The sequence below is a fragment of the Bacteroides nordii genome, assembly GCF_019930665.1.
GTDB lineage: Bacteria > Bacteroidota > Bacteroidia > Bacteroidales > Bacteroidaceae > Bacteroides > Bacteroides nordii.
Genome location: NZ_CP082886.1, coordinates 5,041,787 through 5,058,923, shown reverse-complemented (window position 1 = coordinate 5,058,923; position 17,137 = coordinate 5,041,787). Strand labels below are relative to the sequence as shown.

The following is a 17,137-nucleotide window of genomic DNA, read 5'->3' as shown; positions in this document are numbered from 1 at the left end:
ATATTTAATAATTATGAAGAAGAAAAAAGTATTAATTACATTGCTTCTAAGTATATTCGGGAGCTACGTAAACGCTCAATTCAGCAAGCAACTTACCCCAAAAGAACTAAACACATTTCAAATCCAAGGAGATACGTCTAGAGTATGGGAAGCAAAAAAACAGTTTTTTTCTCATTTTACCATTAATGACAATTATATAAAAGAAGTAAATTCTATTATCGATTACTACGAAACTAAAAAACAACTTTTAGAACACAAAAGTACAGAAATGGATAATATATCGGAAGACCTTAATCGCCTAAAAGAAGAATATGGCAAACATATTTGCACTATTCTATTTTTGAGCGGAAATTATTTATCAACGCCTAATTATCAACTGGCATTTTCTCTACGCAATAGTCTCCATTTATCCGAAGAAACTTTGAGAAATCTAGCTCAAAAAGCCGTCGAGATAAAAATAGATGAAAAAGAAGAGCAAGATTATTGGCAGATAGAATTTAAAGAATTATCTAGTATTTTAACTAATGAGCAAATGGATTATTTCCTCCGAAAGAAAAACTCTCAAGAAAGTTGGCAAAAGACACATCGCGCATGGGAACTTTTCCGCAAATCACGAAAGTATAATAACAAAGATAGCATTGCTATTTGTGGAAAATTATATAGTTATTATAGTAAAATAGCAATTGCAAATGAATTATATGCTAATGACCCAATACTAAAAAAAGAAGCATATATCGGAATTAAAAAATTTGCCCCATCTATCATTTTTTCCATTGAAGCACTGCAGAGGAGACAAAAAAAGCAAAAGAAAAATAACTCCTCAAAACATACTGAAAAAGCTATTCCTACAATAAAAGAACAATATTTATGGGCAGAACATTCAAATCAATCAATTGAAGAAGACTACAAGGCCAAACGAGCTATAATGTTAGCATTAGGAGCACAAGGAAGAATTGATAGAAACACTGCATTCACAAATCTTTCCGAATATTCTCGTCAAGGTAATGCCACGGCTATGAATGCAATAGGATTAATGTATTTAAAAGGATACGGAACCCAAGCAGACACTATTATGGCTCTAAATTGGTGGGAAAAAGCAGGAGCACACGGGTGTTCTGATGCTTACAATAATATTGGATTATTCTATAAAACAGAAGACAATTATTTAAATCTTGAAAAAGCCTACTCATATTTTTCTAAAGCTGCTGAAAAAGGTAATCTGATAGGATGCTATTTTACAGGTTACATGCTTTACAAAGGATTAGGATGTGAACAAAGTTATGAAAAAGCAATAGAATATTTTAAAATAGGCGCCAAAGATAGCTATGCACCTTCACTATATATGCTTGGACTTTGCTATCGTAATGGGTATGGAATAGAACAAAACGAAGCAACAGGAAAACTATTCTTACAACAGGCTGCATCTCAATCATACAAACAAGCTTTAAAAGAACTAGAACAACCTATGCCGGAAAACAACCATTCTACTTATAGAATCTTAAAACAAAAAACAAATCAAGTTCCAGCGTATCCACAAATCAGAATACCTTCAAAAGAAGTAAAACAAATTAAAAAAGGAGAATATACTGGTAGTTTAATAACTTATGACTGGAGTGGAAAATATATAGTTTCAGAAGTTCCATTAAAACTAATACTCTCTTCACAAGGAAAACAAATTACAGGCGAGTGGTATGAAGGAGAGAAAGAGCCAATTTCAATAGCAGGAGAGCTTAAAGGGAGCAAACTTATTTTCACAAATAGCACAAATAGAGCAAAAAGAATTAATGGAAGATATAAGAATATGACACAATCATTTTATCTTCAAGAAGCAGACATACAAGTAATAGAAGTAGAAAATGAAATATCAATATTAGGAACAATACAGATGTACTCTGTATCAGCTAAAGAGAAAGAGCGTCCAATGTATTTATCCATCACCAAAAAGAATAAGAAAACTGAAAAAAATAGAGTAACAGCATATCCCAATCCTTTTGCTCAGGAATTAAATTTACTTATAAATATGCAAAATACAGATAAAGTACGTCTATTTATTTATAGTATAAAAGGAGAACCAATTTATCAATATGATGCAGGTGTAATTTCAATGGGAGAACAGCACATCACTGTCTATCCCAATTTAACAAGAGGAACTTATATAGTAAAAGTCTTTATAGGAGAAGAAGAAAATCAATTAACAATAATATCTAAATAATCAGTATTATGAAAAAGTTTATTATAGCAACAATTTTAATATTAGGTATAATTCCTAATTTTGATGGAAATATTACTCTCGTATCAGAAGCAAATGCACAGATGATGGCTTATGAATTTCCTGGAGAAGATGATTGCAGTAATTCAGATGAGACCATGTGTATATTTTGTGGGACATGTTATGATACATATACTTACAGTTCTTGCCCATCGTGCGGTACCCTCGTAAAATGCGACGTTTGCCAAAATCATTATTCATCAACCGAAGGACACGATTGTCCTGGTTCAAGTTCAGGTTCAGGCTCAGGTTCTGGCAGTAGTTCAGATGGATATCGATATGATTGTACATCTTGCGGCAGATCATTTTATTTAAAAAGAAATGTTTTCTACGCTGAATGTCCATTTTGTCATGGCATACTAGAACCATATTATTAACCATAAAGAAAAGTATAAACGATTAAATAACAAAGTTTAAGTATATTCAATAAAAAAATGAATGAAAGTACATAAAGTGCAGACAACTTATGCAACTCATTCATTTTTTAGCACCAATAATAATGTACTTATTTCTCATATATCCAAATATATAAATTATATGATATACCGATATTTTCTTTTTTTTATTATATTATTATATAGCAGCATTACAACAAACGCACAAAACGCTCTGAATAAAATCAATTCAAAATTCATCAACTATCTAACAGCTACTCTACCCGAAAAAATCTATCTGCAAACAGATAAATCCTGCTATGTAGTAAAAGACACCGTTTGGATGAAAGCATACGTAATCAACGCACAAATCCATCAGCCCTCGCCAAGCAACTTTGTGTATGTGGAACTTATCAATCAACTGGATAGTATACAGAGTCGAATCAAAATAAAAAAAGATTCTATCGGATTTCAAGGATATTTAAAACTAAACAAAGAACTACCCACAGGCGAATATGCACTTCGCGCCTATACAAGCTGGATGAGAAATGAATCGCCAGAATACTTTTTCCAGAAAAACATAACAATAGGAAAAGTAACAGAGGCACCACGGGTACTCACAATAGAATATAAGCCAACAGAAGGAAACGAAATTCAAGCAATAACCAAATATACTTACAATGACGGTTCTCCAATTAAAAATTGTAGAATAGACTTCTCATACAACAAAGACGGAAAAAAATACAGAAAAAGATATACTCTTACAGACAAAAAAGGAGAAATAGAACTTGGTATACGATTGGAAAACAATGCAGCTCCCACAAAGCAGATACTAACAGCCACTGTTTTTGACTCGGAAGGAGGTATTCTCAATAGCCAACAATTCACAATTCCACAGATAAAAAATGACTTTGATTTACAATTCTACCCGGAAAGTGGAATTCTCCTTAGCGAAACGCCACAAACCATAGCATTCAAAGCTATTGGTTCAGACGGACTAAGTATTTCTGTAACCGGGAAAATAATCAGTGAAGGTGGAATCACATTAGCAGACATAAAAACAATGCACAATGGCATGGGAAAGTTCTTCTTATGTGCACAAAAAGACACCACCTACTACGCATTGGTAAAAACTCTAAATGGATCCGAAAAGAAATTCAGAATCCCCAGCGCACAGGCAGAGGGAATAATATTATCACTAAACAAAAGAGGAAACAATTGTATCTATTCATTTGAAAATCGAACTCCATATCCTACCGACAGTTTATTACTACTCGCTCATACACGCGGAATGCTTTCAATCACAAAATCTCTAAATGATAAAGAAAAAGTTGGAAGGTTTTCGCTAAATCAAACACCCGAGGGTATACTTAATGTGGCAATTGTCAATCGGGCAGGAAACGTCTTCTGCGAACGAATGATATATATAAAGAAGAACAACAGACCTGTACCAACTGTAGATACCGACTCTCTTGAATATAAACAAAGGAGTAGAATAAAACTAAATATAAATGCCTTAAAAGGGAATTTCTCTTTATCTGTCACTGATGCCGAAATCGTAAAACATAACCCCTTAGAGAACAATATCATTAGCCAATTTTTATTAACATCTGAATTAAAGGGATATATAGAAAATCCCGGATATTACTTCACGGCCAATAACAATGAAGTAAACGAATATTTAGATTTACTTATGCTCACACAGGGGTGGAGACGCTATGATTTATCTGCAATCCTCCAAGGGCAAATACCGGAAATAAAGGAGCCTTTGGAACGGGGACAATCATTAACAGGCAGAGTTAAACCTATTTTATGGAGAAAGACAGACGGTATAGAAGTGGTTGGATTTACCAACAAATGGAAAGCCATACGGGCCACATTAGACACATTGGGAAATTATGTGTTTAATGGTATCGAGTTTCCTGACAGTACGGCTTTCACAATCAATGCAGTCAACAAAAAAGGTAAAGCCAAAGGAGTTATGATTTATCCTGATCCGGAAAGATATCCGGAAGCGCACCTTTTTATAGCCCATCCCCAGCCAGAGCAGAAGAATACAAGAAATAAAGTATTAGAAAACTATCAGGATCTTTACAAAAAAAACAATAGTAACTTACAAGAAATTATATTAGATGATGTAACAATAACCGCCAAATACATTAGCAAAACAGGAAAATTAGCTGGTGAGTTTGCAGCCCACGCAGACTATCTCATTATAGATCAAGATATAGAGACAAAATACAGAAATAAATCAATAACTAATATTGTCAATGAAGCCATCATACAACGTTTTCCTGGAATTAGCACAGCTAATATGGACACACTTTATTATCGCGGCAAACCTGTACGTATTGTAGTTGATACGAAAGTCATTGAATTAGATGAACTCCAATTTTATATGGCCAACGAAGTTGCATCTATCTCCTTTTTTAAGGATGCTTCGGAAGTACCGTTTTTTATGCCTGTCCGCAATGGAGACCAGATGGAAAAAATGGATGAATACAAAGGAGTGATCCTAATCGAATTAAAAAATGGAGGTACCGCCCACTATTATCGTCCATCATTGGGACTGGCAACTCTCTACCCATTAGGCTATCAAAAACCTGCAGAGTTTTATTCACCCAAATATGATGTACCCGATTCATTACAAACGACAAAGACCGACTTCAGAACAACCGTTTACTGGAATCCACAAATACAGACCGATTCCACCGGACATGCTAAAGTGTCTTTTTATACTACGGATATGAAGCACGACATGGACTATGTTTTGGAAGGAATTACCGAAAAAGGGATACCATGCAGGGCTACAGGACGGATAAAAGCGAAGAAGGAATAAAATAAGGTCCCCAAAGAATGGGAAAAATTCCTTTCTGAAAGGGATTTTCCTTATTTATCTTTGAAGAATCGAAACGGAATAATATGAGACACACAATCATCTTAGTAGCTTGCTTGGTTAGTTTGCATTCGCAACCACAAGAAATACAGGTTCAAAAGTTTTTCAACCGAAAGCTTATCGACTATCTGACCACTACTCTTCCTGAGAACGTTTATCTACAAACAGATAAACCCTACTATGTAGTGGAAGACACCATCTGGCTAAAGGCCTACGTAGTAAACGCACAAATCCATCAACCGTCACCCAGTAACTTCGTGTATATAGAACTGATAAACCGGTTGGACAGTGTGGAGAAACGTATCAAAATCCGAAAAGAGAATCATGCTTTCTGCGGATATCTGCCACTCGATAAGAAATTAATTCCGGGGGAATACGTTTTAAGGGCATACACCAACTGGATGCGAAACGAATCACCGGACTATTTCTTCCAGAAAACCATTACAATAGGAAGAATCATACAGACACCCAAAATTCTGACAGTAACCTATTATCCGGACGAAGAGGGAAAATTACGAACCATAGCCAAATATACCTATAACGATGGCTCACCGGTAAAGAACTGTAGGATTGATTTCGATTACAACAAAGGTGGGAAAAAATATCGAAAAAGATACACTCTGACCAACTCTCAAGGAGAAATCGAATTACAGATTCGACAAGGTGACTCTCCGGAAAAGCAACAATTATCGGCTACGGTATTTGATGACAAAGGAGGTATTGCCTATGAACAAAAGTTCATTATTCCGGAAAAAGGAGGAGATTACGACGTGCAGTTCTTTCCGGAAAGCGGAACATTATTGACAAATATACCGCAGGTTATCGCATTCAAAGCTATAGACACAGATGGGATGAGTACAGCAGTGACCGGAAAAGTATTTAGCGCAGGAGGGATGTTTATGGCAGATATAGCGACCCAACACGACGGAATGGGGAAGTTCCCGCTCTTGCCACAAAAAGACAGTACTTATTTTGCTGTAATAACAGACAATAAAGGGGTTGAAAAACGATTTCAACTGCCGAAACCACATGAAAAAGGGGTAGCTTTACAACTTCGACGGCAAGGTGGAGCATGTATATATATGTTCCAAAACCAAACAGACTATCCTACAGACAGCCTGTTTCTAGTAGCCCATACCCGGGGAATGCTTACGACTGTCAAACAGCTAGACAACAGCAGTAAAACAGGAAAATTTTCTCTGACACGCGCACCGGAAGGAATTTTAAATGTGGCAATCGTCAACAAGAAAGGCAACGTATTCTGTGAAAGAATGATATACGTGAAAAGAGGCGCTCATTATACCCCTCAAATACAATCCAACCAGGATTTATACGGACCAAGAGAAAAGGTGGAATTGCAATTAACATTGCCCGGCAGAGGGGATTTCGCTCTTTCAGTCACCGATGCGCAACTCGTAAAAGGAGACTCACTGGAAAACAACATTATCACCCAGCTATTAATACAATCGGAACTGAGAGGATTCATAGAAAACCCTAACTATTATTTTACACAAAACACAACGCAAGTAAATGAACATCTGGACTTATTGATGTTAACTCAAGGTTGGAGAAAATATGATTTATCTTGCATCTTACAAGAACGTATTCCCCAACCCAAGTATCCATTGGAACTTGGACAGTCACTTACCGGAAGGGTGAAACCACTCCTATGGAAAAGTATGGATGGGGTAGAAGTAGTTGGTTTCAGCAATCACTGGAAAGCCATACACGCACAAGTAGACAACTCGGGAAACTATACATTCAATGGAATTGAATTTCAGGACAGTACCGCATTCACCATTAATGCAGTCAACAAAAAGGGAAAGGCAAAAGGAGTCATAATTTATCCGGATGCCGAAACATTCCCTGACTCAAAAGTATTCATTCCACATCCAAGAGAGGTCATACAAAAAGAAATCGGCAATGCTTTGGACGAATATCAACAGACCTATCGACAAAGCAATATATGGAAAGAAATTACATTGGACGAAGTGAATATAACAGCGAAATACATCAGCAAAACAGGAAAACTGGCAGGAGAATTCGCATCTTTTGCCGACTATGTCATTACAGACAAAACGATTGAAAGTGAATATAAAAACAGATCAGTATGGGATATTATAAAAGAAAACTTCATAGACAAGATACCCGGAATCGTCCAACTAAAAGAAGATGAATATATTTATCGGGGTACTACATTAAGATTTTCGGTTGACTTAAAATTGATAGAGCCTAAAGATCTACAATTCTATATGGCAAGTGAAATAGCTTCTATTTCTTTCTTTCGGGATGCACAAAGCGTACCGGTTTATGTTCCAAATCTAATGGTAGGAGTGGTTGTGCCAGAAGGAGGGCTGATTCGTGATCCCAAATTAAAGCCCGGCTCCATCATTAAAGATGTTGACAATCCAGATTTTGAATATCTTTCCGGATGGGACAAAGATGACCTACTGCGATATACAGCCGAAATGAGTAAATATAAAGGGGTAATCCTTATTGAATTAAAGAATGGAGGTTCAGCCCATTACTTCCGCCCTTCACTCGGCTTGGCAACTCTCTATCCGCTGGGTTATCAAAAACCGGCAGAGTTTTATTCACCCAAATATGATGTGCCCGATTCCACACAAACCGGTAATACCGATTTCAGAACTACCCTTTATTGGAATCCACAAATAAAGACCGATTCCACCGGACATGCCAAAGTATCTTTCTATACTACGGATATGAGGCATGATATGGATTACGTATTGGAAGGAATTACCGAAAAAGGGATGCCATGCAGAACAACAGGACGGATAAGAGCAAAAAAAGAATAAGATAAACCACTATAATAATAGGGAAGTTCCTTTGGAGAGAGGGTGTAAAAAGCAAGACCTGCTATCATCCAATTACAAATTCACATTAATTTACGCAGATTTCATTTAAAACCTGTTAAAATTTTGCGTAAATCAACGTGAATCTCTGGTTTATAAAGTTACCTCTTCATCCTTTTATAAGACCGGTGTCCATATATAGTTACCACTACAAAACAAATAAATGGAAGTATAAACGACAAATTCACTGCCGGCATGCCAAACAAAACCGATTGGTCAATAATGCTTGCCTGAACCGGAGGTAAGACAGAACCACCCAGAATGGCCATAATCAATCCGGCAGCACCAAACTTGGCATCATCACCCAATCCCTGAAGGGCAATACCATAAATGGTAGGGAACATCAACGACATACAAGCCGAAACACCCACCAGACAATACATTCCACCAATATTCTGGAAATAAATAACTCCTACCGTAAAACAACAGGCAGCAATTGCGAGAATTTTCAGTAAAAGCCCGGGATTGAGATAACGCAGAATAAACGTACAAATAAAGCGGCTCACACAAAAAATGATCATCGCAACAATATTATACTGTTGAGATAAGACCTCAGCAGCCTGCTCACTCATCCCTTGAGAGACAAACAGACGGGTACCATATTGGATAATGAACGTCCAGCACATAATCTGTGCACCTACATAGAAAAACTGCGCAATAACTCCCTCCCGGTAATGGTGAATAGAGAAGATACGTTTCAGCGTTGGCAGAAAATCAATCGAATGAGAATGATCACCACTTTTAGGCATCTTCACCATACGAATCAGTAACAACATAATGAGAATAATGACTCCAATCACGAGATAAGGAGCTATAAGTACTGCCAGATCCGAATCACGCATCGCTTCAAACTCCGTAGGAGAAAGCTGACTGCGTTCTGCTGTCCCCATCGGATTAAGACGATTCTGAATAAAATTCATGGCCACATACATACCCAATAGTGACCCCATCGGATTGAAGGATTGAGCCAAATTAAGTCTGCGGGTAGCTGTCGCTTCCGTTCCCATTGACAAGATATAAGGATTGGCACTCGTCTCAAGAAAAGACAACCCACACGTCAAAATAAAGTAAGCGATTAAAAAAGGATAATAGCATCCGGTCATCATTGCCGGGAAGAAAAGTAACGCCCCCAATGCATACAACCCCAACCCGAGCAGAATACCCGCTTTATAAGAGTACTTACGAATGAACATTGCCGCCGGAAAAGCCATAGCGAAATAACCACCATAGAAAGCAACCTGTACCAACGCACCATCGGTCACACTCATTCGGAATATTTTGGAGAACGCTTTCACCATGGGATTGGTGATATCATTGGCAAATCCCCAGAGTGCAAAACAGCTGGTGACAAGAATAAAAGGGATAAGATAGCTAACGCCGTCTTTGCTCAAAATCGATTTTTTGGAAGTGTTGTTCATAATGGTAAAAGGGGTATTAGAAATTATTCTGATTCATATAAATAAAACATGCGCTCCATAGGCTGCCATTTCTGCGCTGAAGTAGCTCCGGGCTCTGTCAATTGGAATATCGACATATAATCTTCCCATTCCTGCTGACGCGGCAGAGTGGCAAGACGAGCCATGGCAGTATCCCAGTCAAACTCCAACGGGGTCTCTACAATCATAAAGAGACGTGTACCGAGAATATAAATTTCCATTTCAAGGATGCCAGCTTCGCGAATACCTGCCATCACTTCCGGCCAGATATTTTCACGGCTATGCCGACGACGATACTCAGCTATCAATTCAGGGTCATTTCTCAAATCAAGTGTCCGGCAATAACGTTTTACAGGCTGATGATATTCCTGCGTCCGATAACTCTTTATAGATGTTTCCATAAAATTATTCGCTTTTAAATTATTCCTTTTATTTCTCTACGGTCTGCAATTTCACCTTTGGCTAAAGCTTGCACCAAAATGTTACCAATGGCCGTAGCTTCTACCGGACCTGCATATACAGGAATGCCTAATGCTTCTTCTGTCAACCGGTTCAACAGTTTATTCCGACAGCCACCTCCAATAATGTGCAATGCCTCTACCGGAGCAGGCAACAAACGGTTTAATTGTTCGATCCCTCTTTTATAACGTTGAGCCAGTGAATTTAGTACACAACGCACATATTCACCTTGTGTAGAAGGTACCTGCAATTCATGAGTACGGCAATAATGGGCTATGGCAACTTCCATATCCGCCGGACAGGCAAAAGCCGGATCATCGACATCAATCACAGAAGTGATTTCTGCCAGTTCAGCAGCAGAGATTAAAGCATCGTATTCAGTCTCCTTTTGATTTTCTCCCCACTGAGCTATCAACCGTTGTAAAATCCACAAACCCGTAATGTTCTGCAAGAAACGAATCTTGCCGCCTACTCCACCCTCATTGGTAAAGCCGGACAGCCGGGCTTCTTCCGTTAAGACAGGTTCATCGAGCTCAATCCCCAGTAATGACCAGGTTCCGGAACTCAAAAATGCATGACGAAGGCTTGTAGCAGGAGCAACGCTTTCAAGTACAGTATCCGTATCAGCAGACACAGAGCACCCTGTCCCCAAGCCAACAGTAAACACAGCACTTGCCGTATCATGCGAACCTACGGCTATCACATCTACTTCATAATCCAGGCCAAGTTCTGCGGCAACATCTTGTTTCAACTGTCCACGCACTGTACCAGGCATAACAATCTCTCCGAAAAGATGACCGGGTAGGCCCAACTGATGGATCAATGGCCAGTTCCACGTCCGGCTACGCGCATCCAGCAGTTCGGAAGTAGACGCGATACTATATTCATTGTTTGCCGTCCCAGTCAGGAAATAACTGAAAAGATCCGGCATAAACAACAGGCGGTCGGCTATCTCAAGAGTAGCATCTCCCTCTTTCTTCAAACTGTAAAGCTGAAAGAGTGTATTGATCGCCATCACCTGAATACCTGCTTCGGCATAATGCTGTGAAACATCCGTACCTGCAAAGAATTCTTCAGGAAGTCCATTTGTCCGGGAATCACGATAACAAACAGGGTTACTCAACAGATTACCTTTCTTGTCTATCAACCCAAAGTCGACTCCCCACGTATCAATTCCGATCCCCTTTATATGATACCCCCTACGAACTGCTTTACTTATACCCTGTTTCATATCCGCAAACAGTGCAGGAAAATCCCAGTAAAGATGATTACCCAATTTTACCTGCCGATTGGGGAAACGGTAGATTTCCTCTAAATCTACCATTCCCGCACTGACAAATCCAGCCATAACCCGGCCACTTCCGGCACCAAAATCTATAGCTAAATAAGTATCTAACATCATTTTGTCTTTTTTCCTAAAACATACGTTTCAAGATCATCTATTTCTTCCGGAGTCAATACAGTATAATCACCACCAGACTGAATGATAATACGACACGCCATCTCAAAAAACATGGCACGTTCAAAAGCCTCATCAAAATCTTTGCCACATACTACCTGTCCATGTTTCAGTAATAACACTGAATTGTGGTCCTTCATCCCGTCAATCACCCCTTGAGCCAGTTCTTTCGAACCCGGACGATAATAAGGAACCACCGGAATTTCGCTACCTACATGGCAAGGAATCTCGGCTGTTACATTAAAGTTGGTAGGACGGTTTTTCATGCAAGCCACCGCAGTTGCATAATGTGATTGAAAATGAAGTACTACATTCACATCCGGACGTTCACGAAGAACGCCAAAATGAAAGCCGCTCTCCATAGAAGGTTTTACACCATTCAAGACTTCACCGGTGGAAAGGCGACAAATTGAAACTTTTTCCTTTGGTAAAGAAGGTACCCATGATCCTGTACCGGTAATCAATACTTCATCACCGATACGCCACGAGATATTTCCACTACTGCAGATTGTAAGATTTGCATCACCTACACGATGTGCCTGAGCCATAAACTGCTCTATTTGTTCATTTGTTATCATAAGACCTATTTATCTGTTTTTTTAAGTACTGTATCTTAATTAAATATTTCAACTGCTGATTCGCATTATTTATAGACAGGACCATAAACTGTGCAAGCTCTGTAGTCTGCCCCCTCTTTATCCATACCAAACGCATTCCATGCAGCAGGACGGAAGATCTTATCATCTTCTACATTGTGCATACAAACAGGGATACGAAGCATGGAAGCCATGGTTATCAAATCCTGACCGATGTGTCCGTAACTAATAGCGCCATGGTTAGCTCCCCAGTTGTTCATGACAGAATATACATCTCTGAAAGCCGGTTTGTCGCAAAGACGGGGTACAAACCAGGTAGTGGGCCAGGTACGATCTGTACGTTCGTCCAACAATTTATGAATTTCCGGATCAATCTCAACGGTCCATCCTTCTGCAATCTGCAAAACCGGGCCAAGCCCTTTCACCAGATTCAGACGCATCATAGTGACAGGCATACCTCCTTTTGAAAGGAAATTAGATGAAAAACCACCCCCGCGGAAATAGTCACGGTTGGCAGGATACCAGGTAGTAGCCTCCAGACACTTTTCTACTTCTGCTTCTGTGATATCCCAGTAAGGTTTCATTACCGGTTCACCTTGTTCATTGGTTTGTTGTCCCGTACCATCCAATGTGGTAGCACCGGAATTTATTAAATGGATAATACCATTGGCAGCACGGCCGGTAAGTTCCTTTCCTGTCACACGTTTCACAGCCTCCGGGCTCCAATAAGTACGTACATCTGAGAAGATTTGCGCACGGTTGGTCAACAAATGTCCAAAAAGCATGGCAACTCCGTTGCAAGCATCGTTTTCTGTTGCCACCACATAGGCTTCACGAATCCCATTCCAGTCAAAAGAGGTATTTAATAAAGCTTCGGAATAGTCTCCGTTCGGATAGAAATCAGTCCACTGGCGTTGTCCCTGAAAACCGGCAGCGATAGCATTGTGTCCCAAGGCTTCTTCTTTGAATCCCATTTCACGCAATTTCGGGTTTCCTTGCATCAGATCACGCATTATAATGGTCATCTTCACAATAAATTCCCAATCTTCATCCTTCTGTTCACGGGTTTTCGTCTTTTCAGGGATATTGATATCTTTTCCTTCATTTTTCTTACAATATTTTTCAGTCCATGCCATTGCTTTCACGAACTCATCCTTATCATAAATACCTTCAGTCATACGACGGATTATTTCAGTCAAATCGACAGATTCATTGCGCATGCCTAAATATTCCTGGAAAAAATCCGGATTAACAATAGACCCGGCAATACCCATGGAAACACTCCCCATAGAAAGGTAAGATTTACCTCGCATGGTGGCTACAGCCTGTGCAGCACGGGCAAATCGAAGAATCTTTTCCGCCACATCAGTAGGAATAGAGTTGTCGTTTAAATCCTGTACATCACGTCCGTAAATGCCAAAAGCAGGTAATCCCTTCTGAGCATGCCCAGCTAATACAGCGGCCAGATAGACAGCTCCCGGACGTTCGGTTCCATTAAATCCCCACACAGCTTTCGGATAGTAAGGATTCATATCCATTGTTTCGGCACCATAGCACCAGCAAGAAGTGACAGTAATAGTAGCCCCTACTCCTTCACGCTCAAACTTTTCTGCACACGCTGCACTCTCAGCAACACGCCCAATCGTACCATCAGCAATTACACACTCCACAGGAGTACCATCACCATTTTTCAGATTCGTAGAAATTAATTTGGCTACAGCTTTAGCTAAATTCATTGTCTTTTCTTCAAGGCTTTCACGTACGCCACCCTGGCGCCCATCAATCGTGGGACGAATCCCAATTTTCGGATACTTTTTCATATTCTATGATTTAATAAATAAAACATTTCAAAACCATGCTGAACTATGCCGAAGCAAGGAGATAAAAAAGGATCATAAAGATCCTCTCAACCGCACTTCCGTGGGAAGATAAGTATGTATCTGCTTACCCGATAGGATGAAATCAGCTGCTAAAGTTCCCATCTTTTCCCAATCAATACTCAGCGTAGTAATCCCTTTATCAATGACTTCATAAGCCGGCGTTTCGTTGTAAGCCAACAAGCCGAAATCTTCGCCACATGCAAGTCCGCTTATACGACTTTGCTTGATAAGACTAACCACATCCAGCTGTCTGATAGCTATATATACTTCTCCTTTACTAATCTTTATCTCATCCATATTGTCTGTCACTTCACACTCAAACTGGTGATCTGTACAAAATTTACGGAAGCTAATGCAAGTGCTTTGAGGATGTTTAGTTCCTTTTACGAATAGCAGAATCAACTTTCTGTAATGTCGCAATCTATCAACAAGCTGTAATAATGCCTGATAAAAGGCATCGTCAAAGTCCTGACATATATAAGAGTAGTCTTTTTTATCAAACTTACCGAAATCGAGTAGTAAAAGTTTAGAAGGATTTATTTTATAAAGATCAGAAGAAAACTTTTCATTATCGAAGTTCATCACAACATATTTGTTGTAACGTCCGAGAGACTCGCGCAGAATAGCATTAAATAAACGTTCATTATATTGATGAAACCATAAATCGACCTTATAACGAACCGATAGATGTTTAATAAAACTATTATAAAGCGTATCTTTGAAAGGAGAATATTCATCAAGCAATAATAAGATACTCCGTTGCCTGTTTACTACATAATAGCCTTTACCTGGAGTAGAATCAATAATGCCTCTTTCTTTCAAGTCGAGAAAGGCCTTAAAAACTGTGTCACGTGACACTTTATAATATTGACTTAGTTGATTAATGGAAGGCAATGCGTCTTCAGCCTTATACTTGCCTATTGAAATATCCTGGCTAATAAGATCAGCCAATTGTTTCACTTTAGTAGTTTGTTGTCCGAAAATGATTTCCATATAATTAGAATTAAAAGGTAGTAAGAATGGAACGCACAACTATGCTGAACCATCCTGCCACAAAGTAAAGTAATTTATTTAAAATCAACAAGAAAAAAGAATATGTTCTACAACACGAAAGACACCGTCTGAAAAGCCTGAATTACACACTATACAGCTTCATCTGTAGCGAATACAATAAATATAAATACGGAGCAGTAGAATTCGCATCTCCTAAAAAAACGCCTGATTCCAAAGAAGTATCCGAAAAGAAATATCAATACCCAATATTTACATTACAAGTTCATTACTACATTAGATAGATATCTTCACACCTACATACACATTCCAAAGACGAATAAAAGAGCATGATAATATAGTGATAGCCATTCGCTATAAATTGACATTATTTAGATACCCTTCCTTATAGGCTATCACAAATAAAATCAGTATCTTTACCCCGAAACTTTAAAAGTATTATCATGACACATCGTCTGAACACTAATAAACAATTTATGATAGGTAATGGCATTCTGGCATTTGCCGTCATCTTTATTGTAGTAGTCTTTGTTTATATGAGTATGAGGCTACAACGCAACAAAGAAGCAGACCGCCATTTTATCGAAACCTACACAATTAATCTGACAAAAGGATTTGTAGGCGATTCGCTCTCACTCTTTGTGAACGATAGCCTGATAATGGACAAACAGATATCAGAAGAACCTGTCACTGTAGAAATAGGTCGTTTTGCAGAAGAAAGCGCATTGATGATTGTAGATAATATTACAGAACAAGTATCTGTTTTCGATTTGAGCGAGAAGGGAGGCAACTATCGATTTGAAAAGGATACAGACGGAATAAAACAACTGGCACGCTAAACATAGATTCTCTGAATTATAAAAATACGTATTTAACTATGTGTTAATTACCTATTTAACACATAGTTAAAATGCATAGTTTATACTTATAAAGTACGTACTTTTTAATAATCTGTAATACAAGTATATAAGAAAGATTTCAAATATCGGTTTTATACTTCTTCAGTTCCTCACGCAATTCAAAAGCTTTACCGCCAGTCATAGAGTTTAGCAATGCCCAAAAACGATCTCCATGGTTCATTTCACGCGTATGGCTGAGTTCATGAAGCAAAACATAGTCAATTAAATGCTTAGGCAACAGAACCAGAAAATAAGACAGGTTGATAGCCTTACGCGCCGAGCAACTTCCCCACCGGCCACGACTGGAGTTAATCTTCACACTTTTATATGGCAATTTATGTTGTTCTGACAGCATATAAAGCCGTGGAGGCAAGATGATCTTTGCATTTCTTCTGAGAGCTTCTTCGATAACCTTACGTAACCACACTTGCAGATTCTCATCCGCAAAATCAGCAGTAGGAGGGCAAATAATACGCATTTCACCCAATTCCGAATGAGCCAGAAACTTATCACGTTGCCCACTAACAAGTGACAATTTAAAATATTCCGTATCAATATGGTAGTTGAGGTCTATCAATGGACGAACCACTTTCTCCTTAAGCCCGCGTAACTTTACACGCAACTGATCAATAGCATTCGTAACATCAGCAGAGGTAGTTCCAGGAGGTACACTTACATAAATAGCATCATTCTTTGTACGAAACACAAGGCTCCTTGCGCGTGCATTAACACGTATGACCAAAGTGCCTAACTCCTTATCTTCAATTATCTCATCCATTCTTTTCATACATCTGCAAATAAACAAATAATCCACCGGAAGAGCAAATTCAACATAATAAAATCAGGGTAAGTGACGGTTAATTATTGAAACGCAAATATTCGTAAAGAGGCAGATACAGGTATAAAAAGAATAGTCTCTTTTTAATCTGTACCAACTCGCATTAATCCGCGCTTCATTAAATATCAATACGAAAAAATCAAGATA

Annotated in this window: 12 protein-coding genes; 5 read left to right on the top strand and 7 right to left on the bottom strand. The window is 38.7% G+C overall.

The window, feature by feature from the left end; all coding sequences use genetic code 11:
* Positions 1-13: 13 nt before the first annotated feature.
* The 4 genes from K8P02_RS19575 to K8P02_RS19560 all read left to right on the top strand — a co-directional run bounded on the left by K8P02_RS19575 (position 14) and on the right by K8P02_RS19560 (position 8,355).
* A complete protein-coding gene (locus K8P02_RS19575; protein WP_223381719.1) occupies positions 14-2,212 on the top strand; it encodes a T9SS type A sorting domain-containing protein in 2,199 nt (732 codons plus the stop codon).
* Positions 2,213-2,220: 8 nt separating this feature from the next.
* On the top strand, positions 2,221-2,646 hold the full coding sequence (locus K8P02_RS19570) for a hypothetical protein (RefSeq protein ID WP_155921397.1): 426 nt from the start codon (positions 2,221-2,223) through the stop codon (positions 2,644-2,646).
* Between the two features lie 340 nt (positions 2,647-2,986).
* Positions 2,987-5,482, top strand: coding sequence for a transthyretin-like family protein (locus tag K8P02_RS19565; RefSeq protein WP_025866604.1), 2,496 nt, complete (start codon positions 2,987-2,989; stop codon positions 5,480-5,482).
* A gap of 83 nt (positions 5,483-5,565) precedes the next feature.
* Positions 5,566-8,355 carry a hypothetical protein gene (locus K8P02_RS19560; RefSeq protein WP_223381717.1) on the top strand — a complete coding sequence of 930 codons (2,790 nt, stop codon included), beginning with the start codon at positions 5,566-5,568 and terminating at the stop codon, positions 8,353-8,355.
* A gap of 158 nt (positions 8,356-8,513) precedes the next feature.
* Here the strand turns inward: K8P02_RS19560 and fucP are convergent, their stop codons facing one another.
* From fucP to K8P02_RS19530, 6 genes are all read right to left on the bottom strand, one after another.
* Positions 8,514-9,830, bottom strand: a complete 1,317-nt coding sequence (gene fucP, locus K8P02_RS19555) for an L-fucose:H+ symporter permease (RefSeq protein ID WP_223381715.1) — start codon at positions 9,828-9,830, stop codon at positions 8,514-8,516.
* Between the two features lie 23 nt (positions 9,831-9,853).
* Positions 9,854-10,249, bottom strand: coding sequence for an L-rhamnose mutarotase (locus K8P02_RS19550; protein WP_025866603.1), 396 nt, complete (start codon positions 10,247-10,249; stop codon positions 9,854-9,856).
* 14 nt (positions 10,250-10,263) lie between these two features.
* The gene (locus tag K8P02_RS19545; protein WP_025866602.1) at positions 10,264-11,706 is read right to left on the bottom strand and encodes a rhamnulokinase; all 1,443 of its coding nucleotides are present in this window, start codon (positions 11,704-11,706) and stop codon (positions 10,264-10,266) included.
* The gene (locus K8P02_RS19540) at positions 11,706-12,344 is read right to left on the bottom strand and encodes a class II aldolase/adducin family protein (protein ID WP_002558716.1); all 639 of its coding nucleotides are present in this window, start codon (positions 12,342-12,344) and stop codon (positions 11,706-11,708) included. Before K8P02_RS19540 ends, K8P02_RS19545 begins: the two co-directional genes overlap by 1 nt.
* A gap of 65 nt (positions 12,345-12,409) precedes the next feature.
* Entirely contained in the window at positions 12,410-14,182 is a 1,773-nt protein-coding gene (gene fucI / locus K8P02_RS19535) for an L-fucose isomerase (RefSeq protein ID WP_002558715.1), read from the bottom strand.
* A gap of 72 nt (positions 14,183-14,254) precedes the next feature.
* Complete coding sequence (locus K8P02_RS19530; RefSeq protein WP_002558714.1) at positions 14,255-15,235, bottom strand: GntR family transcriptional regulator; 981 nt, start codon at positions 15,233-15,235, stop codon at positions 14,255-14,257.
* A 461-nt stretch (positions 15,236-15,696) separates the two neighbouring features.
* Between K8P02_RS19530 and K8P02_RS19525 the strand changes: the two genes are divergently transcribed.
* Positions 15,697-16,092: a hypothetical protein gene (locus tag K8P02_RS19525; protein WP_002558713.1), complete on the top strand. Its 396-nt coding sequence runs from the start codon at positions 15,697-15,699 to the stop codon at positions 16,090-16,092.
* 139 nt (positions 16,093-16,231) lie between these two features.
* Here the strand turns inward: K8P02_RS19525 and K8P02_RS19520 are convergent, their stop codons facing one another.
* Positions 16,232-16,930 (bottom strand): YgjP family zinc-dependent metalloprotease, encoded by a 699-nt coding sequence (locus K8P02_RS19520; protein ID WP_002558712.1) that lies wholly within the window; start codon positions 16,928-16,930, stop codon positions 16,232-16,234.
* Positions 16,931-17,137: the final 207 nt, after the last annotated feature.